Genomic DNA, 20,136 nt, shown 5'->3' on the forward strand with positions numbered 1-20,136 from the left:
GGCGGAAATCACTTGTGAACACTCTTCAAAACTTCGGATCTGCCGGAGTCTTCCCGGTCAACGGCCTATCTCCATCTCGGTTCGGGTTAGTTGCGAGTAGTGGTCAGGCGGCGAACTAACAGCCGGCAGAGCCGGGTCCTCTGCTCATGACGGCCTCGGCTCACACTTGTGGATCTCCCCGAACCGCTTCTCTGCGATCCGCATGAAGTCGAACATGTCCTGCACGGCGTCCCGCCCCCGAACCACCGGCGCAAAATCAATACTGATCCACGGCCGCTTCTTCCCGCATTTGAAGACGGCGATCACATAGTTGGGACGCTTGTTGGCGCCGGCGGTGTGGATGACGACGGCGAGCCCTCTGCCCAACTCGGCGGGAACCTTGTGGGGATCGCTGTCAGCCCAGTTCCGCTCCTGAAAGCGAACGGTCTTCTCTCCGTTCCGGTACTCCCAGCTCACGCCGAGCGGCCACTCGTTGCCCGTCCCCGACGCCAGGCAGAGCCCGTTGTCGGTCTGCGGTCCGTCCCAACTCGATGTGAGCGTGCCGGAGTGACCCGTCACCTGCCTGAAAGCACGCTCCGGAACGAGATCGCAGAGGTAGGGGCGACTGTCACTCACCGGCACGTTCACCGAACGCGACGGGGCAGGAGCAGAACCACCTCCGTCACAGCCGAGGCTCCCCGGGGCCAGCAATGCCAACGAGAATGCGAAACGGATTCTTGCGGGAATCACTTGTAAGCACTCTTTGGAACTTCCGATCCGTCGGAGCTCACGTAGTTCCGCACGGCCTTCTCTGCGCCGACCTCCGTGGAGGAGTCCGCCGGATACCGGCCATGAGCCGCCAGCGCGGAGGCGATCGTCTGCCTGAAGAGACGCTCGGGCGGGCCCTCTGCTCATGACGGCCTCGGCTCACACTTGTGAATCTTCCCGAACCGCTTCTCTGCGATCCGCATGAAGTCGAACATGTCCTGCACGGCGTCCCGCCCCCGAACCACCGGCGCAAAATCAATACTGATCCACGGCTTCTTCTTCCCGCATTCGAATTGCGCGATCACATAATTCGGTCTAGGGTCTGCCCCGAAAGTCGGGCGTATCACCGCAAACCCATCTCCTAATTCACGCGGGAGTGGATGCGGCGATCCATCCTTCCAGGATTCCCGCTGGAGCCGGAGCACTTGCGATCCGTCACGGTATGACCAATGCACTCCGAGTGGCGCTTCACGTCGGGCCAGGAATGCCAAACACAGGCCGTCGTCCACCTGGGGTCCGTTCGACCAGCGATCATCAAGCGGTTCCTTGACCCCGGTGACTTTGCGGAGCGACCGTTCGGGGACGAGATCGCAAAGATAGGGCGCGCCGTCCATGACCGGCCCGAGGTCGGCGGGAGCCGTTCGCTCATGAGACGCGCCTCCCTGGCAACCCGCCACCGCAAGGGCCGGTAGCACGGCGGCCGCACACGCGGCCACTTGCACGATCCTCATCGCTGACCAGTCGGAAGGACGTTGCCGTCCGAATCACGGAAATGACCGGTGGCGCTCTTCCCGCCGGCATCGATAGAAGATATCAACGCAATTCGCATGCTATTGAGGCCGGTATATTCTCTCGCCCACTGCAAGAACTGCTCAACTTGCCGCGGGCTCATGTCCCGGGGTGACATGACCTCAGATTTGCTGCCCTTCACGACAAAGGACTGCCCCTCCAGGCCACGTTTGGAGTAGACACCATGAGCGACCATGGAAGAGGCGACCGTCAGACTGAGCAAATCCTCCACGGCCTCGACATTGGTCGTGGGAGCGAACACCGATTCCTTCGGGTGCTCCGCCAACTTCCTGGTGATCCAATCGACCATCTCCTTGCGGAGTTTATCGACAAGGAAAGGGTAGAGCCTTCTTATACCCGGGACTTTGTCTACATACCCTTCACCGGTCGGCAGGAGGGTGACCCCGAACTCCACCATATTGCGCAGGTCCTCGTACACGCCGGTAAGGCGTCCACCCTCGGCCGCGAGGTTCTGGTTTCGGATCTCCAGCAGGCGGCCGAACATCTCGCCTTCGGCGGTGACGACGTTGCCCCAGTTGGCTCCGTTGGCGATCGCGTGGTCGACGGCGAGCTTGGCGTGGGCAGTTTGCGCGGTGAGTAGTGTCGTGAAGGCAGCGGCGTCACGCGTGACGTACAGCAGCAGATGGTCCAGCTCGGCGTCGCTCAGCGGTGAGCTGGCCGACCGGAGCGCATACCCGGACGCATCGAAGCTTCCGTTGATCTCCGTGATGTGCGCGGCCAGGACCTCGGCCATGGCGGGTCGCAGCCCGGACAGGGCGTCCAGGCCGTCGCTGTCCTTGATCTCCAACTCCTTGCGGGCGGTCACGCCGAAGTACTTGCGGGCATCGGCGGCGAGGATCCCGCCCACCACGAAAGCCAAGTGGCTGGACTGCTCGTCCCTGCCTATGGCGGCGGTACGAAGGGTCTGGCCCAGGGCGGCGCCGTGGTCGGTCCTGCTCCACGTGGAGCGGCGGTCGTGGAGTAGGTACTGGAGGGTCGAGCCCTTGAAGCTGGGTTCTGTGCCTTCCTGGAACGGCCCCATGTACACGTGGGTCAGTAGGGCTTGGGACGCCTCCTCGCCGGCGACGGCTGCGGCGGTGAGAAGAGGTGCCAGGAAGTCCGTCTTGCGGTCGTCAGGGACGACCTTGGTCGTGGCGGGCTCAAGCGCGTTGCCCAAGCCGGCCTTGCCCGCAAGGGTGGGAAGGGGTTCTTCGCCGACGGTCTTGAGAAGGCGCAGGCGGCTGTCGTAGGCGATCATGTCGCTGCCCACGACCTCGATGAAGTGGGTGGAGAAGCGGGTGTCGCCTGCGGCGGTCAGGAGGGCGCCCAGGGACTGGTAGCCGGACGTGCCGTTCGGCGGGGTGCTGAGGGGCGGGAAGTTCTTGCGGCCCGCCAGGGTGAGGTTGCGCAGGTAGTCGTCGCCCAGGTAGGCCCCGGTGTCGGGGCGGGTCGCCAGGGCGAGGCTGCGGCCCAGGAGGGCCAGGGTCGCGCGGGTTTCGGCGGCGTTGGCGTCCGCACCCTCTCGGTTGTGGCGGACGTCTGCGGCCAGCGGGACGATCAGGTCCATCGGGAGCTTGAGGAGCGCCTCGGGGCCCAGGGCCTCCAGGAGGCCCTTGGCGAACATCGGGGTGATGTCCTCCGCGTGGAGGCGGCGCAGGGCGGCCTTGGCCTCGGGGTCGCCCGCGGCCGCGCGGCGGAACAGGTCGGCGCTGCGGCGGCCGGCGGCGTACGCGACCTGGTCGGTGTAGCGGTCGGGGAGCTTCAGGTAGTCGCCGTCCTGGCGGCAGACGACGAAGGCGAGCTTCTGCCGGTCGAGGTCGTGCGCCAGCTGGTTGCGGCGGCGCAGGTCGGAGGCGGCCTTGTCGGCCCACGCGGCGATGCGCTTGATCTCCATCGCGGGGGCCGTGCTCACCTGGGCGGCGTGCAGCGCCTGCCACAGCTTGTCGGCGAGTTCGACCAGCTTCGGGGCTGCCTGCGTCATCTGCCGGGTCATGTGCTCGAACTCGGCGAGCTTCACGCCGCAGGTGTCGGGGTCGAGCCAGGTGTCGCCCACGGCTCAGCCCTTCCGGAGCGGGCTGCGGTCCAGCTCGTCGCGGACGAGTTGCAGGGCCTTGCGCAGCTCGGTGTGCAGGGCGGCGTCGTTGGCGTCGAGGTCGCGGGCGAAGCCGCGGGAGGCGCTGCCGCCGACCCATGCGCGGTCGTCCATGGCCTGGCGGGAGGCGGTGAACAGGTGCCAGTGCTGGTCCGACAGCGTCTGGATGTGGCCGAGGAGGAATTGCAGCTGCAGCGGCGTCGGCTTGCTCACGGAGAGTCCCTCTGGCGTGGGGCGGCTGCGGGGACGCCGGGGTGGGAGCTGATGCGGGTCCCGGCCTCGGGGGGATGGGCCGGGACCCGCGGCTCAGGGGGGTCAGCGGGTGGCGGCCTCGATGTTCTGCTGGGACTTGCGGATGTCCTGGCTGCCCTGCTCCAGCGCCAGCGCCATCTTGTCGAAGGCGGTCTTGGCCTCGGCCCAGGCGGCGCGGAAGCGGTCGGCGCCGGGGCCCCACCAGGCGGCGCTGCTGCTGACGGTGCGGCCGTTCAGGTCCTTGATCAGGGCGTCGAGGTTGCGCGAGTGCTTGCTGAAGATGCGGGACAGTTCCTCGAGTTCGCCCAGGTTGGCTCCGCGCTTGTCGCCCATCGCTCCGGCCCTTTCGTCGCTGATCGCCGAACGTTTTGCGTCGTGGTGCGGAAAGAATGGCGTCAGCTTACGCCCCATCTCTCACGACAATCCAGATGCGCCTCGCCCGTCGTCCCCCGAAACTGCCCTAATCGCACCATCTTGCGGTGTCCGGATGTGGCCACGGCGGGGTTGTGACGAGCTTACTTACTGTCCGTCAAGGGCATTTCAGAGTGTTTTCAGGGGAAAGCGGGTCAGCGGTCGGGGATGACCGGGTCGTTGACCGGGTGGGCGTCCGGGTCGAGGACGCGCTCGGCGACGAGGGTGATCTGCTCGCCGCGCGTCCGGAACACGAACCGCCGCCGCACCGACTGGACGACCTTGCCGCCGCCGTACCGGACCTCGGTGTGCTCGACGGCCTCCAGCGTGATCCGGTCGCCGGACCGGACGGCGCGCGCCGGGTCGAGCCGGGTGCGGGCGCCGGTGTAGGCGGGGCCGCCCTCGACGGGCGCGCGGTTGCGGGTCTCCAGCTCCCGGACGGCCCGCGCCTGCGAGCGCGCCAGCTTCGGGGAGATCCGCACGCCGAGGACCTCGGTCGGCATGTCGCGGCGGTCCCGGTCGTGGTGCGGGACGAGCGCCTGGGAGCGGCGCTGCAGGAAGGTGCTCGCGACGGCGGTGAGCTGCCGGGTGAGGTAGTCCTCCACGGCGGGGCTGTCCCGCCGGACGCCCGACGACGGCGCCGCCAGGCACGCCGCCAGGGCGACGGCGAGGCCGGCCCGGGGCCACGGGCGCACCATCGGCGCCTCCCGCTGATCATGTGGGGGCAGATTCGAGCCGAGGGTACACCGGTCGGTGCGGCGCCGAGCCGGCGCTTTCCCGCGAAGGCCCGCGCCGCCGCGGTGGCGGGCGCGGGCCTTTCCGGGAAATGGCAGGTCAGTTCGCTTCGCTCTGCAGCGCGGCGACGCGGGAACGGGCCTGCGCCATCGCCTCGTGATAGCGCTGCTCCCATTCCGGGTCGCCGTCCGGTATGGCCGCGACCGTCTGCCGGCCGAGCTCGGCGAGCAGGTCGCCGGCGCCGTTCCGGGTGACCTGCCGCACGACGACCGTGGTCACCCCGCCGGACGATTCGGTGTGCGCCTCCCAGCGGGCGCCGCGCTCGATCGCGGCCCTGCCCGCGGACGAGCGGTCGGCGAACGCGTACATCAGCAGGACGGCCACCGCGGCGGCCACCGCCAGCGCGGCCAGAACGATCAGGAACCGCACGCTCGGCCTCCGTCACTTGTCCCGCAGGAGCGCCCCGTTCGGGTTGCCGGGCGCGTAGACGGTGATGCCCTGCGGGAGCGCCTTCAGCTCCTCGATCCTCGCGCAGGTCGGGCACTTGTTGTAGCCGTTCTGCCGGGCCTTGTTGGCCGCGGCCTCCGCCTTGGCCGTGGCGACCTTCGCCTGCGCCTCGCTGACCTGCGCGAACGCGGCCTGGGCGCGGTCGACGGCGTCCTGCACCTTCTCCGGCAGGGTGATCCGGACGAGGTTGAAGTGGATGTTGGTGACGAACTTCCCGCCGAGCGTCTGCTCCAGGTCGGCGGCGAGGCTCGTGTTGATCGCGTTCTGCACCTTGGCGATGTTGGCGTTGTTGCTCTGCGCCTTCTGCCCGACGGCCTGGACGTTCTTCGGCTGCGCGGAGGCGTTCTGGACGAGGGCGCAGGACGAGACCAGCTCGGCGCAGCGGAAGCTGTTGATCTGGCTGCGCAGATCGTTGTCGATCACCGGCCGGACGATCTGGTCGAGGAACGCCGACCAGCCCTTGTCGCCGTCGTAGACGTTGTACATCTCACCGCCGGCGCTGCGGAACTTGCGCGTCCCGTACTTCTCGTCGAAGTCCCTCAGCGCCGCGTGGTCCTGGTTGAGGGTGAAGTACAGCGTCCCCTCGATGCCCATGTTGACGCCGTCGGAGCTCGGCACCGTGACGACGTCCACGCCGGTCTCGTCGCCCTTCCGGGCGTCGGAGGTGATCGTGTAGAAGCGCTGCTGGGCGGGGTACTTGTGGACCTGCGAGTAGAGCCCGATCCAGACGCGCCCGGAGCCGGGGTCGATGACCTGCCGGATCCTGTTGTTGTCGAAGAACCCGCCGTTGCGGACGACGGCGATCTCACCGCCGCTGGTCCGCTCGAACCCGCCGAACAGGGCGCTCAGCACCGGCCAGCCGACGACGACCAGCAGGACGGCGGCGATGACGGCGGTGCGCCGGCGGGGCCTGCTCAGCCCGGAGAACCGGTTCCCGCCCGCGGACGACTCCTTCTTGGCCACGATCACTCCTCTCACACCCGCACCACTCGGCTCGCGGGTCCCCGATGAGACGGCGGAGGACGTGTCCGGGCTCCGCCGGTCACCAGACCGTTATCGGGCGAGACCTCCCGCTACACGGGACCTGCACCCAAATAAGGAGGGCCTTACGAAAGCCTGAATCGGCGGTTATCTAGACTGCCTGCGTAGTTCAGGGAGGAGACCCACGTGCGCAAGGTCCTGATCGCCAACCGCGGTGAGATCGCGGTCCGTATAGCCCGTGCCTGCCGCGATGCGGGGCTGGCGAGTGTGGCGGTGTACGCCGAGCCCGATCTGGAGGCGCTGCACGTTCGGGTCGCCGACGAGGCGTTCGCCCTCGGGGGGCGGACGGCCGCCGAAAGCTACCTGGACATCGAGAAGCTGCTGAGGATCGCGAAGGAGTCGGGGGCGGACGCCGTCCACCCCGGGTACGGGTTCCTGGCCGAGAACGCCGACTTCGCGGCCGCGGTGGAGAACGCCGGGCTGACCTGGATCGGTCCGCCGCCCGCCGCGATCACCGCGCTGGGCGACAAGGTGCAGGCCCGGCACATCGCGCAGAAGGTCGGCGCGCCGCTGGTGGCGGGCACCAAGGACCCCGTGTCGGGCGCGGACGAGGTGGTCGCCTTCGCCGCGGAGCACGGCCTGCCCATCGCGATCAAAGCGGCGTTCGGCGGCGGCGGGCGCGGCCTGAAGGTCGCCCGGAAGCTGGACGAGGTCGCCGAGCTGTACGAGTCCGCCGTCCGCGAGGCCGTGGGCGCGTTCGGCCGCGGCGAGTGCTTCGTCGAGCGGTACCTCGACAAGCCGCGCCATGTGGAGACCCAGTGCCTGGCCGACAAGCACGGCAACGTGGTCGTCGTCTCCACCCGCGACTGCTCGCTGCAGCGCCGGCACCAGAAGCTCGTCGAGGAGGCCCCGGCCCCGTACCTGTCGGACGAGCAGGTCGAGCTGCTGTACAGCTCGTCCAAGGCCATCCTGAAGGAGGCCGGGTACGTCGGCGCCGGCACGTGCGAGTTCCTCGTCGGGCAGGACGGCACGATCTCCTTCCTTGAGGTCAACACCCGCCTCCAGGTCGAGCACCCGGTCACCGAGGAGGTCGCGGGCATCGACCTCGTCCGCGAGATGTTCCGCATCGCCGACGGCGAGGAGCTCGGCTACGGCGACCCGGAGCTGCGCGGCCACTCGTTCGAGTTCCGGCTGAACGCCGAGGACGCGGGCCGCGGGTTCCTGCCGGCCGTGGGAACGCTGACCGAGTGGCGGCCGCCGTCCGGTCCGGGCGTCCGGCTGGACGCGGGGTACGAGGCGGGCCAGACCGTCCCGCAGGCGTTCGACTCGCTGGTCGCGAAGCTGATCGTGACGGGCGCGACGCGGCGGCAGGCAGTCGAGCGGTCCCGCCGCGCCCTCGCCGAGTTCGTCGTCGAGGGCATGCCGACGGTGCTGCCGTTCCACCGGGCGGTGCTGGACGATCCGGCGTTCGTCCCGGCGGACGACGAGACGCCGTTCTCCGTCCACACCCGGTGGATCGAGACCGAGTTCGACAACCGGATCCCGCCGTTCGACCACGCTCCCGCCGGCGAGGCCGAGGACGGCGAGCGCGAGCGCGTCACCGTCGAGGTCGGCGGCAAGCGCATCGAGGTCGTCCTGCCCGCCGGGTTCGGCGCCTCCGCCGCCCCGGCCGCCGGGAACGCGCAGCCCGCCAGGCGGCGCGGCGGCAGGAAGGGCGGCGGCGCGCAGGCGTCCGGCGACTCCCTCGTCAGCCCGATGCAGGGCACCATCGTCAAGATCGTCGCCGAGGACGGCGCGACGGTCGCGGCGGGCGACACCGTCGTGGTGCTGGAGGCCATGAAGATGGAGCAGCCGCTCACCGCGCACAAGGCCGGGACGATCACCGGGCTGTCCGCCGAGGTCGGGCAGACCGTCTCCGCCGGCGCCGCGATCTGCGAGATCAAGGACAGCTGACCGCCGGCCGCCACGCCCGGACGCGCGACCGCCACGCTCGGACGCGCGACCGCCACGCTCGGACACCGGGCGGGGCGGCACCCGGCATGGGTGCCGGACCCCATTTGAGGACGTCCGCAAATCCTCCTCGCGAACGAGGCTTTAGGCCGTCCACATGGGCAGATAGTAGAACATGAGCACCGAGAAGCGGGCCATCCGGGCGGCACGCCGCGGCGCCGCTTCGGCGATCATCGGCGCCCTCGCCGTGCCGGCGTTCGCCCTGACCGCCCCCGCACACGCCGCCGCGACGCAGTTCGCCCCGCCCCAGAACAGCACACACCGCACGACCGCCCCCCAGACCACCGGCCTCCAGGCCGCGGCCCAGGACGGCGCCCGGGCGAGCGTGCCCCAACCCGCCGCGGACCGGACGGGCGCGCTCGTGATCACGTCCCGGAACGCGGCCCCGCAGAGCAGCGCGGCGGCGGACACCGTCGGGCAGATCGCCAACGGGCTCATCGACTCGCGGCTCTACGTGACCAGCGAGGCGGGGAACGTGCTGTCCGCGGCCGACCAGAGCCAGATCGAGCAGAGTCTCGCCGGTGAGCGGGACGCCGACATCCGGGCCGTGGTCATCAGCAACGCCGCCACGGAGACGCAGGTCAAGCAGCTGCTCCCCGCGGTCGCGCAGCGGGTCGGGAAGGGCGAGACGTTCGTCGCGGTCACCGCCGACGGCAGCCGGATGGCGGCGATCTCCAAGAAGCTCGACCGCGCCGAGATCAACCAGATCATCACCCGCACCAACGGGCAGCCGCTGAAGCAGCGGCTGATCGACTTCGGGGACCGCGCGGAGAAGAAGGTCGACGACAACGCGGCGTCCAGCGCGGTCGTCGGGTACGTCGTGATCGGCCTGCTCGCGCTGCTGGTCGCGGCGGCCGTGGGCGTGTTCCTCACCGCGAGCAAGCGGCGCCGGGCCCGCGAGGCCCGGGAGATGCTGGACCTCAAGCAGGGCGTGCAGGAGGACGTCACCCTCCTCGGCGAGGACATCGCGCGCCTCGACCTCGACGTCATGGACAAGGACCTCGACCCGGCGACCCGCGCCGACTACGAGCGCGCACTCGACTCCTACGACCACGCCAAGCGGGCGGCGGAGCGCGCCACCAGGCCGCAGGACATGCAGGCCGTGACGACCGCGCTGGAGGACGGCCGCTACTACATGACCGCCACCCGCGCCCGGCTCGCCGGCGAACCCGTGCCCGAGCGGCGTCCCCCGTGCTTCTTCAACCCGCAGCACGGGCCGTCCGTCGAGGACGTCATGTGGGCGCCGCCCGGCGGCACGCCCCGCTCGGTCCCGGCGTGCGCGGCCGACGCGGAGGCCGTCACGCACGGCACGGACCCGGACATCCGGATGGTCCCGTACCAGGGCGCCCGGCAGCCGTACTGGAACGCGGGCCGCGCGTACGCGCCGTACGCCGGCGGCTACTACTACGGCTACGGCGGGTTCGACCTGCTCGGCGGGCTGGTGATCGGCACCGCGCTCGGCTCGATGATGGGCTCCGGCCTCGGCTGGGGCGGCTACGGCGGCATGGACGGCGGGTTCGGCGACGGCGGCGGCGACATCGGCGGAGGCTGGGACTTCGGCGGCGGCGACTTCGGCGGGGGCGGCGACTTCGGCGGCTTCTGACCCCGGCCCGGTCAGCTCGGCCCGGTCAGCTCGGCCCGGTCAGCTCGTCCCGGTCAGCTCGTCCCGGTCGGCGCGTCCCGGCCGGCGCGGCCCGGTCGGCCCCGGCCCGCCGGGGCAGGCGCGGGCCGGTCAGCTCGGAGCGGCCTCGTACGCGCAGCGCTCCGAGGCAGGGGCGGAGCGGACCGGGACCGTCGCGTCGGTGATTGAGACGAGGCCGGCGGCCACTCCCCACGGCCGAACCGCCTCGTTGACGCGCCGGACCAGCTCCGGATCGTCCCCGTCCGCCAGCAGGGACGGCAGGTCCGCCAGGTCCCGGTCCGCTATGACGCCGCGCAGGACGGCTTCGGTGCCGGCCTGCGCGGCGGAGGACGGCGAGTCCGCGGACTCGGCGTACCTGACGGGGTCGTCGGCTCCCATCAAGGCGCGCGCCTTCACGCGCACGGACACGCCGTCCCTGGTCGTCGCCCTGAGCCAGATGTCGTGCGGCCGCGCCCCCACCGGGACGCGCACGCCGGTGTCGGCGAGCGGCAGCAGGTAGCGCAGCCCGGGGCCGCGGACTCCGCGCGTCCGGCCGAAGCGGCGGACGACGAGCCGCTCGGACGCGCCGACGCGGCGGAGCCCGGACACGGCGAGCACGGCGACCGCCAGCCCGAGGACGATCAGGAACGCGGTGGACGCGGCCAGCGGGCCCTCCCGCACGGCCAGCGCGGCACGGACGACCATCTGCCCACCTCCACCTGTTCTCACCCTCCACCATCGGCGAGGGGGCGGGCTGCCGCCATCGGGCCTGGTGCCCATAGTCGAGGGGGCGCATCATGCAGGCGGATCGCGGGGTGTCCCGCATGGACAAGAGGCGGTGTCATGCGGTGACGTGGACCCATGAGCAGGACACCCGCCTCGGCACTCTACTGGCGCATCCTGGGCATCAACGGGCTGATCTTCGCGATCGGCACCGCCCTGCTGGCCGTGGCGCCGGTCACCATATCCTCGCCGATCCTGCTGCGCGAGCTGCCCGTCCTGGCGGTGGGGCTGGTCGTGATGATGGCGGCGAACGCGCTGCTGCTGCGCGCCAGCCTGTCGCCGCTGGAGCGGCTCACCGCGCTGATGGCGCGGCTCGACTCGCTGCGCTCCCGGGACCGGCTCTCGAACACCGGCAACGGCGATCTGTTCCATCTCGTCGACCAGTTCAACGCGATGCTCGACCGGCTGGAGGCGGACCGCAGCATCAGCACGGCCGTGGTGCTGGACGCGCAGGAGGCCGAGCGGCGCCGCATCGCGCAGGAGCTGCACGACGAGATCGGGCAGTCCCTCACCGTGGTGCTGCTCGAGCTGAAGTCGGTGGTGGACCGGGCGCCGGAGGAGGTGGCGGAGGAGCTGCGGGGCGTCCAGGAGGTCGTCCGGTCCAGCCTGGACGAGGTGCGCCGCGTCGCCCGGCGGCTGCGTCCCGGCGTCCTGGACGACCTGGGCCTCACCAGCGCGCTGACCGCGCTCGCCGGGGACTTCTCCGAGGCGGGCGACGGCCCGCGCGTGACCCGCCGCGTCCAGGCCGGGCTGGAGGGCCTCGGCCCGGACGCCGAGCTGGTGATCTACCGGATAGCGCAGGAGGGCCTGACCAACGTGTGGCGCCATTCGGGCGCCCGCAACGCGGAGCTGTCGCTCACGCAGGACAAGGACGGAAGCGTCGTGCTGCGGGTCGTCGACGACGGGTCCGGCCCGCCGACAGAGTCGGAGGTCGGCTCCGGCATCCACGGCATGCGGGAACGCGCGATGCTCATCGGCGCGCGGCTGACGATCGGACCGGCCGATGGCGGCGGGACGGAGGTGCGGCTGGAGGTTCCGCCGGAGGGCACGAGGGCCGCCCCGGAGGGCACGAGGCCCGCCCCGGCCGGCTAGGGCTCGACGAGCCCGACCCTGATCGCGTACTTCGTCAGCTCAAGCCGGTCGCGCATGCCGAGCTTGCCGAGGATGTTCGCGCGGTGCCGGTCGACGGTCTTCACGCTGATCGTGAGCGTCTCCGCGATCTGCTTGGAGGAGTAGCCCTCCGCGATCAGCTTGATGACCTCCTCCTCGCGCGGGGTGAGGATGCCGTCCGGGCCGTCGCCGTTGCGGTCCCGGCCGAGGTACTCGCGGATCAGGGCCGTCACCGCCCCCGGGTACAGGAACGGCTCGCCGCGCATCGCGGCGCGGACGGCGTGCAGCAGGTCGCGGTCGGCGACGGACTTCAGCACGTAGCCGGACGCGCCCGCCTTCAGCGCCTCGAACAGGTACTGCTCGTTGTCGTACATCGAAAGGATCAGCATCCGGACGGTGGGGAACCGCCGGGAGATCTCCCGCGCCGCCTGCAGCCCGGTCATCCGCGGCATCGCGATGTCGAGGATGGCGAGGTCGACGCCTCCGGCGGCGAGCGCGGCGAGCGCCTCCGCCCCGTCGGACGCCTCCGCGACCACCGTCATGTCGGGTTCGGCGTCCAGGATCAAGCGCAGCCCGCGGCGCACCAGTGCGTGATCGTCGGCCAGCAGTATCCGGGTGGCGGACTCGCGAGTGTGCACCCGATCACCTCCGGTCTCCCCTCCATCCTAGGCTGGGGCACCGGAAACGGGACTCCTTCAACTGCGAATACATGATCCACGACGCCCATATGGGGGATGCCCCCTATATAGGCGTGAGCCCCCGACGCGAAGACTGGACAGTGTACGCGAAAGGGGCGGAGCATGGCACAGCGAATGACCGGCGGGCATCGCCACCCGCCGAAAGCGCCGCGGAGGCCGTCTTGCGACTCGGCCGCCCCCGGCGTCAGAAGGAGGAACCTATCAACTCGAAGGGCGAGGCTTTCCGGAAGCCGAAAGGACGACATGCAAGCGCGGGACATCGCCATAAAGGTGCCGACCGTGACGCGCGACGATTCGATCGCGCACGCGATTCAGGTCATGGCACTCGGCCGGCTGCCCGGCCTGATCGTCGTGGACGAGGACGACCGTCCGCGGCTCGTGCTGCCCGGCACCCAGGTGCTGCGCCTGGCGGTGCCCGTCGCCTACCAGGAGGACGCGGCGCTCACCCGGGCCGTGGACGAAGCGCACGCGGACATCTTCTGGCACGAGATCCGCGACATGAAAGTGGGCGAATGCCTCGGCACGCACACTCCCCGCCCGGTCATCGTGAAACCGTCCGCGACACTGCTGGAGATCGCCACCCTGATGGCCCGCCAGCGCAGCCCCCTCGTCGCCGTGGTGGACGACGACGGCCTGCTCACCGGGGCGGTCATCCTCGACCGGCTGCTGTCGGCGCTGGCGCTGACCAGGCCCGAGGACTGACCCTCCCGCCGCCCCGCAGGCCCGGCACGGCAGGGGTCCTGCGATGACGGCGGTGGCGGCGCTCGCCATCTTCGTCGTCGCGTTCTTCTTCATCGCCACGGAGAAGGTCGACAAGGTCAAGGTCGTCCTGATCGCCGCGGGCCTGATGACGGTGCTCGGCCTCGCGCCGGGCGCCGACGTCTTCTTCTCCGAGCACGACGGGATCGACTGGAACGTCATCTTCCTGCTGCTCGGCATGATGATCATCGTTGGGATCATCAAGGGCACCGGGCTGTTCGACTTCCTGGCGATCTGGGCGGCCAAACGCTCGAAGGGCAGGCCGTACCGGCTGCTGGTGATGCTCATGGTGATCACCGCGGTCGCGTCCCCGTTCCTGGACAACGTCACCACGATCATGCTGGTGGCGCCGGTGACGGTGGTGGTCTGCAACCGGCTGCGGATCCCGGCGCACCCCTACCTGATCGCCGAGGTGCTGGCGTCCAACATCGGCGGCGCCTCGACGCTCATCGGGGACCCGCCGAACATCATCATCGCCAGCCGGGCGGGGCTGACGTTCAACGACTTCCTCGTCCACATGGCGCCGATCGTGGTGGCCATCTTCATCGCGTTCGTGCTGCTGGCGTGGGTGCTGTTCCGCAAGTCGTTCCATTACAACGAGCAGTACGTCGCCGAGGTGATGTCGCTGGACGAGCGCAAGGCGATCACCGACGCGAACCTGCTGGTGCGCTGCCTGATCGTGCTCGGCCTCGTCATCATCGGGTTCACGCTGCACTCGGTGGTGCACGTGGAACCGTCGATCGTCGCCCTCGTCGGCGCGGGCGTGATGCTGCTGGTGTCGCGGGTCGAGGTGTCGGACGTCCTGGCGGAAGTCGAATGGTCCGTGCTGGTCTTCTTCATGGGCCTGTTCGTGATGGTCGCCGGCCTCGGCCACACGGGCGTCATCGAGTCGATCGGGACGTGGGCGGCGGACGCCATCGGCGACAACTACTTCGTCGCCGCGACCAGCCTGCTGTTCGGGTCCGCGGTGCTCGGGGCGTTCTTCGACAACATCCCCTACGCGGCGACGATGGCCCCGATCGTGGAGGGGATGGCGGCGGGCGCCCCCGACCCGGACACCGCGCAGGCGCTGTGGTGGTCGTTCGCGCTGGGCGCCGACTTCGGCGGCAACGGCACGGCCGTCGCGGCCAGCGCCAACGTCGTCGCGATCGGCATCGCCGCCAGGACCGGCAACCCGATCAGTTTCTGGCAGTTCACCCGCTACGGCATCGTCGTCACGCTGCTGAGCACGCTGATGGCGTGGGTGTACGTGGCGCTGCGCTACTTCTAGCGGACGCTGCTTCCAGCGGACGCCTCCTCCGGGGGGCACTGCCTCCGGGGGCACTGCCTCCGGGGGGGACTGCCTCCAGCGCGGCTGCGGCCGGGCGCGCCTCTAGTAGGCGTGCTCGGCCATCAGCCGCCGGGACGCCTCGGTGATGCTGCCCGACAGCGACGGGTAGACGGCGAACGTCTGCGCCACCTGGTCGACGGTCAGGTGCTGCTGCACGGCGATCGACACGCCCAGGATCAGCTCGCTCGCCCGCGGCGCCACGATGACGCCGCCGAGCACGATCCCCGTGGACGGGCGGCAGAACAGCTTCACGAAACCGTCCTCGAAGCCCTGCATCTTGGCGCGCGCGTTGGTGAACAGCGGCAGCATGACCGTCCGGGCGTTGACATCGCCCGAGTCGACCATCTGCTGCGTCACGCCGACCGCCGCGACCTCGGGGTCGGTGAAGATGTTGGACGCGACCCAGCCCAGCTTGAGCGGCTGCACCGCCTCACCCAGCGCGTGCCACATCGCGATGCGCCCCTGCATGCCCGCGACGGACGCCAGCATCAGCACGCCCGTGCAGTCGCCGGACGCGTAGATGTGCGGGACGGACGTCCGCGACACCTTGTCGACCACCACGAAGCCGCGCTCGTCGCACCGCACGCCGACCTCCTCCAGGCCGATCCCGGTGGTGTTGGGGACCATCCCGACCGTCATCAGGCAGTGCGAGCCTTCGAGTTTCGTCCCGTCCACCAGGGTGACGATCACACCGTCGCCGGAGCGCTCCACGCTCGCCGCCCGGGACCGCGACATGACCTTCATCCCGCGCCGCAGGAACACCTCCTGCAGGACGGCGGCGGCGTCGGCGTCCTCGGTCGGGAGTATCCGGTCGCGCGACGACACCAGCGTGACCTTGGACCCGAGCGACAGGTACGCGCCCGCCAGCTCGGCGCCCGTCACACCGGACCCCACCACGATCAGGTCCTCCGGCAGCTCGGGCAGGTCGTAGAGCTGGCGCCAGTTCAGGATGCGCTCGCCGTCCGGCTCCGCGCCCGGCAGCACGCGCGGCGTGGCGCCCGTCGCGATGAGCACGATGTCGGCCCGGATGTGCCGGTCGCCGACCGCGACGACGTGCGGCTCCACCAGCCGCGCCTCGCCCCGGACGATCTTGACCTCCTCGTAGGCGAGCCGTTCGGCGACGTCGAACGACTGGGCCCGCGCGAGGTCCTTCACGCGTTTGTTGACCTCGGCCATGTCGGCCTCCAGGGCGCCGACGATGCCGTCCGGGCCGCCGTTGAAGCGCAGCCCGAGGCGGCTCGACTCCGACATGACCGCCATCCGGGTCGAGGTGGCGATGAGCGTCTTGGAGGGCACGCAGTCGGTGAGCACGCAGGCGCCGCCGGGACCGTCCCGTTCGATGACGGTCACGTCCGCGCCGAGCTGGGCCGCGACGAGCGCGGCCTCGTAACCGCCCGGGCCTCCTCCGATGATCACGATGCGGGTCACATCTTCCATTCTTTCCTACTCCGGACAGTGAAAAGTCCGGCCCCGCGCCCCGACCCACGGAACCCCCACACCCGAAACAGCCTTGGCGCGTCACTGTGGGGGACAACCCCCACACCCCCGAAACAACCGTGGCGCATCACTGTGGGGGACAACCCCACACCCCCGAAACAACCGTGGCGCATCACTGTGGGGGACAACCCCCACACCCCCGAAACAGCCTTGGCGTAGCCTTGGCCAACGTGGCACTGTACGCGGCGTACGCCTCCAACATGGATCCCGAGCAGATGGCGAGCCGGGCTCCGCATTCCCCGATGCGCGGCACCGGCTGGCTGGCCGGCTGGCGGCTGACCTTCGGCGGGCAGGACAAGGGCTGGGAGGGGGCCCTCGCGACCGTCGTCGAGGACGACTCCGAGCAGGTGTTCGTCGTCATCTACGACGTGCCCGCCTGGGACGAGAAGGAACTCGACGCCTGGGAGGGGGCCGCGCTCGGCGTCTACCGCAAGATCCGGGTCCGGGTGCAGACGCTGGACGGGGACGTCCTCTGCTGGATGTACGTCCTGGACGACTACGAGGGCGGGCTGCCGTCCGCGCGCTACCTCGGCATCCTCGCGGACGCGGCGGAGAAGGCCGGCGCACCCGACGACTACGTCAAGGACCTGCGCACACGTCCCTGCACGTCGCTCGGCGACTGATCGAAACGGCCGCGACCCGGCGGTAGTGTCGGGCTTGTGAGCAACGACGCTTTTGCACTGGCGCGGGCGGCCGCGGACGCGCTGCGCGACCGGACGTCCATCGACTCCTTCGACGTCGCCCTCGTGATGGGCTCCGGCTGGGTCCCGGCGGCCGACCGGCTGGGCGGACCCGTCGCCGAGCTGGCGGTCACCGAGCTGCCCGGCTTCGCCCCGCCCGCCGTGGAGGGGCACGCCGGGAAGATCCGGGTCGTCGAGGCCGGCGGGCGCCGCGCGCTGGTGTTCCTCGGCCGGACGCACCTGTACGAGGGGCGCGGCATCGACGCCGTGGTGCACCCCGTCCGGACCGCGCTGGCCGCCGGGGTGACGACGATGGTGCTGACGAACGCGGCGGGCGGGCTGCGCCCCGAGCACCAGAGCGTCGGCGACCCGGTGCTGATCTCCGACCACCTGAACCTGTCCGGCGCGAACCCGCTCACCGGCCCGACCTTCCTCGACCTGACCGAGGTGTACTCGAAACGGCTGCGCGCCCTCGCCAGGGAGGTCGACCCGGCGCTGTCGGAGGGCGTGTACGCGGCGTTCCGCGGCCCGACCTACGAGACGCCCGCCGAGATCCGGATGCTGCGCACGCTGGGCGCCGACATGGTCGGCATGTCGACCGTCCTGGAGGCGATCGAGGCGCGGCGCGGCGGCGCGGACGTCCTCGGCGTCTCCCTCGTCACCAACATCGCGGCGGGGCTCTCGGACGAGCCGCTCGACCACGAGGAGGTCCTCGCGGCGGGCCGCGCGTCCGCCGGGCGGATGGGCGCCCTCCTCGCGACCGTCCTGCCGAAGCTGTGACGCGGCTGGACCGGCGCGGACGGGGAACGTGCAGGCCGTGAGGCCTACCGGAGATGAGGCTGGTCGAGGAATGAGCGATCTGCGTGCACGGGCCGAGGAGTGGCTGGCTCAGGACCCGGACCCGGAGACCCGGGACGAGCTCCGGGCGATCATGGACGACGACCGGGCGCTCGCCGAGCGGTTCGGCTCCCGCCTGGAGTTCGGGACGGCCGGCCTGCGCGGCGAGCTCGGCGCGGGCCCGAACCGGATGAACCGGGTGACGGTCATGCGCGCCGCCGCCGGCCTCGCCGCCTGCCTGCCGCCCGGCGGCCGCGTGATCATCGGCTTCGACGCCCGGCACGGGTCCCGGCGGTTCGCCGACGACACCGCGGCCGTGCTCAGCGGGGCGGGGCTGCGCCCCGAGGTGTTCGCCGACCCCGTCCCGACGCCCGTCCTGGCCCATTTCACCCGGTCGTTCGACGACATCGCCGCCGGCGTCATGGTGACGGCCAGCCACAACCCGCCGCGCGACAACGGCTACAAGGTGTACTGGTCGGACGGGGCGCAGATCGTCCCGCCCCGGGACGCCGAGATCTCCGCCGCCATCGACGCGGTCGGCCGCGTGGACGAGCTGCCGCTCGGCTCCGGCTGGCCCGTGCACGACACGGCCGACCTGTACCTGGACGCGGTGTCGTCCCTCCGCCTCGGCGGCGACCGCGACATCTCGGTCGTCTACACCCCGATGCACGGCGTCGGCCGCGACGTGCTCCTCGCGGCGTTCGACCGGGCCGGGTTCCCCGCCCCGATCGTCGTCCCGGAGCAGGCGGACCCCGACCCCGACTTCCCGACCGTCGCCTTCCCGAACCCGGAGGAGCCGGGCGCGCTCGACCTGGCGCTCGCCCTCGCCGAGGCCCGCGGCGCCGACCTGGTGATCGCGAACGACCCGGACGCGGACCGCTGCGCCGTCGCCGTCCCGTCCGCGGACGGCTGGCGGGCGCTGACCGGGGACGAGGTCGGCGGTCTGCTCGCCGAGCACGTCCTGCGCCACACCACCGGCGGCGACCGCCTGGTCGTCACCACGATCGTGTCGTCGTCGCTGCTGCGCTCGATCGCCGCCGCGCACCGCGTCCGGTTCGCCGAGTCGCTCACCGGCTTCAAGTGGATCATGAAGGCGGGCGGTCCGTCCGACCGCCTCGTGTTCGGCTACGAGGAGGCCCTCGGCTACAGCGTCGGCGACGACCGGGGCGTCCTCGTCAACGACAAGGACGGCATCGGCGCTGCGCTCGCCGTCGCCGCCCTCGCCGCCGACGCGAAACGCGACGGGCGCACCCTGCTCGACCTCCTGGACGCCCAGGCCCGCAAATACGGCCTGCACGCGACGTCCCAGCTGTCGATCAGGGTGCACGACCTCTCCCTGATCACCGCCGCCATGACCCGGCTGCGCGCCGACCCCCCGCGGGAGCTGGCGGGCCGCCGCGTCGAGTCGTTCGACGACCTCGCCCACCCCGAGGACGGCCTTCCGCCCACCGACGGCCTCCGCTTCCGCCTGGCGGACGGCGCCCGCGTCGTGATCCGCCCTTCCGGCACGGAACCGAAGCTCAAGTGCTACCTGGAGGTCGTCCTCCCCGTAGCGGGCGACGTCGCCGCCGTCCGCGCACGCGCAGCCGCCGATCTGGCCGCTCTCCGCGAAGCCCTCTCCGCCGCCCTCGGCTGACGCCGAGCGGATCAGTTGACGAGGGCGGTGATCAGGCAGGCGATCAGGGCGGCGAAGGGGACGCCCAGCGAGGCGATCGCCGGGAGGGACCAGGCGACCTCGCCCCTGGCGGTCTCTTCCGCCTCGGCCGCCGCCGCCTTTCCGGGGGCGCCGGACTTCGTCTTCGGGCGGTGCCGGTCGCGCATCTCGTTGAGCTGCTGTGCCGCGAAGCCGGTCGGCGTCCGGCCGCGCAGGTCGATATCGGGCCCCTGCTCCTTGCGGGCCTGCTTCTGCGCGCGCGCCTCCGCCTTGAGCTGCGCGCGCGGCGACGTCTGGTGCACCCAGGCGCGGGTCTCCAGGTCCGTCCCGTCCTGGCCGGTGAAGCGCACCATCACCGCGTTCTTGCCTTCGATCCCGCGGATCGCGCCCCAGGGCGCGCGGGCGTCCCGCAGCGGGTTGCGGACGGTCAGCCCCTCGTCGTCCGCGACGATCGCCGGGCGCAGCCCGACCGTGTAGGCGACGCCGCAGCCGAGCAGCAGCAGGAAGGCGATCGAGACCGTCGTCAGCGAGTAGTCGGGGTCACCGGTGATGCCGACGAACAGGTCGACGAAGTTGAGCACGGCGAACACGAGCCACGCGTAAGCGGCGACGCGCCCGCCGATGGAGCGAATGGTCATGGCCC

At 70.9% G+C, this 20,136-nt stretch carries 19 protein-coding genes; 8 read left to right on the forward strand and 11 right to left on the reverse strand.

The window, feature by feature from the left end:
• Positions 1-144 precede the first annotated feature (144 nt).
• From ACIWVC_RS21880 to ACIWVC_RS21910, 7 genes are all read right to left on the reverse strand, one after another.
• Positions 145-627 carry a hypothetical protein gene (locus ACIWVC_RS21880; protein WP_396454493.1) on the reverse strand — a complete coding sequence of 161 codons (483 nt, stop codon included), beginning with the start codon at positions 625-627 and terminating at the stop codon, positions 145-147.
• An 847-nt stretch (positions 628-1,474) separates the two neighbouring features.
• Positions 1,475-3,589: a hypothetical protein gene (locus ACIWVC_RS21885; RefSeq protein ID WP_396454494.1), complete on the reverse strand. Its 2,115-nt coding sequence runs from the start codon at positions 3,587-3,589 to the stop codon at positions 1,475-1,477.
• A 3-nt stretch (positions 3,590-3,592) separates the two neighbouring features.
• Positions 3,593-3,841 carry a hypothetical protein gene (locus ACIWVC_RS21890; protein WP_396449822.1) on the reverse strand — a complete coding sequence of 83 codons (249 nt, stop codon included), beginning with the start codon at positions 3,839-3,841 and terminating at the stop codon, positions 3,593-3,595.
• Between the two features lie 102 nt (positions 3,842-3,943).
• Positions 3,944-4,213, reverse strand: coding sequence for a WXG100 family type VII secretion target (locus tag ACIWVC_RS21895; RefSeq protein WP_067795563.1), 270 nt, complete (start codon positions 4,211-4,213; stop codon positions 3,944-3,946).
• Positions 4,214-4,446: 233 nt separating this feature from the next.
• Entirely contained in the window at positions 4,447-4,989 is a 543-nt protein-coding gene (locus ACIWVC_RS21900) for a hypothetical protein (protein WP_396449823.1), read from the reverse strand.
• Positions 4,990-5,125: 136 nt separating this feature from the next.
• The gene (locus ACIWVC_RS21905) at positions 5,126-5,455 is read right to left on the reverse strand and encodes a hypothetical protein (RefSeq protein ID WP_396449824.1); all 330 of its coding nucleotides are present in this window, start codon (positions 5,453-5,455) and stop codon (positions 5,126-5,128) included.
• Positions 5,456-5,467: 12 nt separating this feature from the next.
• A complete protein-coding gene (locus ACIWVC_RS21910; protein ID WP_396449825.1) occupies positions 5,468-6,496 on the reverse strand; it encodes an SPFH domain-containing protein in 1,029 nt (342 codons plus the stop codon).
• Between the two features lie 204 nt (positions 6,497-6,700).
• Here ACIWVC_RS21910 and ACIWVC_RS21915 point away from each other — a divergent pair, with 204 nt between their 5' ends.
• Entirely contained in the window at positions 6,701-8,467 is a 1,767-nt protein-coding gene (locus ACIWVC_RS21915) for an acetyl/propionyl/methylcrotonyl-CoA carboxylase subunit alpha (RefSeq protein ID WP_396449826.1), read from the forward strand.
• 172 nt (positions 8,468-8,639) lie between these two features.
• The gene (locus tag ACIWVC_RS21920) at positions 8,640-10,127 is read left to right on the forward strand and encodes a hypothetical protein (protein ID WP_396454495.1); all 1,488 of its coding nucleotides are present in this window, start codon (positions 8,640-8,642) and stop codon (positions 10,125-10,127) included.
• Between the two features lie 129 nt (positions 10,128-10,256).
• Here the strand turns inward: ACIWVC_RS21920 and ACIWVC_RS21925 are convergent, their stop codons facing one another.
• Complete coding sequence (locus tag ACIWVC_RS21925) at positions 10,257-10,850, reverse strand: SPFH domain-containing protein (protein ID WP_396449828.1); 594 nt, start codon at positions 10,848-10,850, stop codon at positions 10,257-10,259.
• Between the two features lie 156 nt (positions 10,851-11,006).
• Here ACIWVC_RS21925 and ACIWVC_RS21930 point away from each other — a divergent pair, with 156 nt between their 5' ends.
• Positions 11,007-12,020: a histidine kinase gene (locus ACIWVC_RS21930; protein ID WP_396449829.1), complete on the forward strand. Its 1,014-nt coding sequence runs from the start codon at positions 11,007-11,009 to the stop codon at positions 12,018-12,020.
• On the opposite strand, the gene ACIWVC_RS21935 is transcribed toward ACIWVC_RS21930, so the two are convergent.
• Positions 12,017-12,676: a response regulator gene (locus ACIWVC_RS21935; protein ID WP_396449830.1), complete on the reverse strand. Its 660-nt coding sequence runs from the start codon at positions 12,674-12,676 to the stop codon at positions 12,017-12,019. The genes ACIWVC_RS21930 and ACIWVC_RS21935 overlap by 4 nt on opposite strands.
• Positions 12,677-12,979: 303 nt before the next feature.
• On the opposite strand from ACIWVC_RS21935, the gene ACIWVC_RS21940 reads away from it, so the two are divergent.
• The gene (locus ACIWVC_RS21940) at positions 12,980-13,438 is read left to right on the forward strand and encodes a CBS domain-containing protein (RefSeq protein WP_396449831.1); all 459 of its coding nucleotides are present in this window, start codon (positions 12,980-12,982) and stop codon (positions 13,436-13,438) included.
• 43 nt (positions 13,439-13,481) lie between these two features.
• Positions 13,482-14,765 (forward strand): SLC13 family permease, encoded by a 1,284-nt coding sequence (locus ACIWVC_RS21945; RefSeq protein ID WP_396454496.1) that lies wholly within the window; start codon positions 13,482-13,484, stop codon positions 14,763-14,765.
• Between the two features lie 102 nt (positions 14,766-14,867).
• On the opposite strand, the gene ACIWVC_RS21950 is transcribed toward ACIWVC_RS21945, so the two are convergent.
• On the reverse strand, positions 14,868-16,253 hold the full coding sequence (locus tag ACIWVC_RS21950) for an NAD(P)H-quinone dehydrogenase (RefSeq protein ID WP_396449833.1): 1,386 nt from the start codon (positions 16,251-16,253) through the stop codon (positions 14,868-14,870).
• A 239-nt stretch (positions 16,254-16,492) separates the two neighbouring features.
• Here ACIWVC_RS21950 and ACIWVC_RS21955 point away from each other — a divergent pair, with 239 nt between their 5' ends.
• From ACIWVC_RS21955 to ACIWVC_RS21965, 3 genes are all read left to right on the forward strand, one after another.
• Positions 16,493-16,945, forward strand: coding sequence for a gamma-glutamylcyclotransferase (locus ACIWVC_RS21955; protein ID WP_396449834.1), 453 nt, complete (start codon positions 16,493-16,495; stop codon positions 16,943-16,945).
• A gap of 36 nt (positions 16,946-16,981) precedes the next feature.
• Positions 16,982-17,782 carry a purine-nucleoside phosphorylase gene (locus ACIWVC_RS21960; protein WP_396454497.1) on the forward strand — a complete coding sequence of 267 codons (801 nt, stop codon included), beginning with the start codon at positions 16,982-16,984 and terminating at the stop codon, positions 17,780-17,782.
• A 70-nt stretch (positions 17,783-17,852) separates the two neighbouring features.
• Positions 17,853-19,475, forward strand: coding sequence for a phospho-sugar mutase (locus ACIWVC_RS21965; RefSeq protein ID WP_396454498.1), 1,623 nt, complete (start codon positions 17,853-17,855; stop codon positions 19,473-19,475).
• An 11-nt stretch (positions 19,476-19,486) separates the two neighbouring features.
• On the opposite strand, the gene ACIWVC_RS21970 is transcribed toward ACIWVC_RS21965, so the two are convergent.
• Positions 19,487-20,131, reverse strand: a complete 645-nt coding sequence (locus ACIWVC_RS21970; RefSeq protein ID WP_396449837.1) for a PH domain-containing protein — start codon at positions 20,129-20,131, stop codon at positions 19,487-19,489.
• Between the last annotated feature and the right edge of the window lie 5 nt (positions 20,132-20,136).

The sequence above is a fragment of the Actinomadura sp. genome, assembly GCF_044508335.1.
Taxonomy (GTDB): domain Bacteria; phylum Actinomycetota; class Actinomycetes; order Streptosporangiales; family Streptosporangiaceae; genus Spirillospora.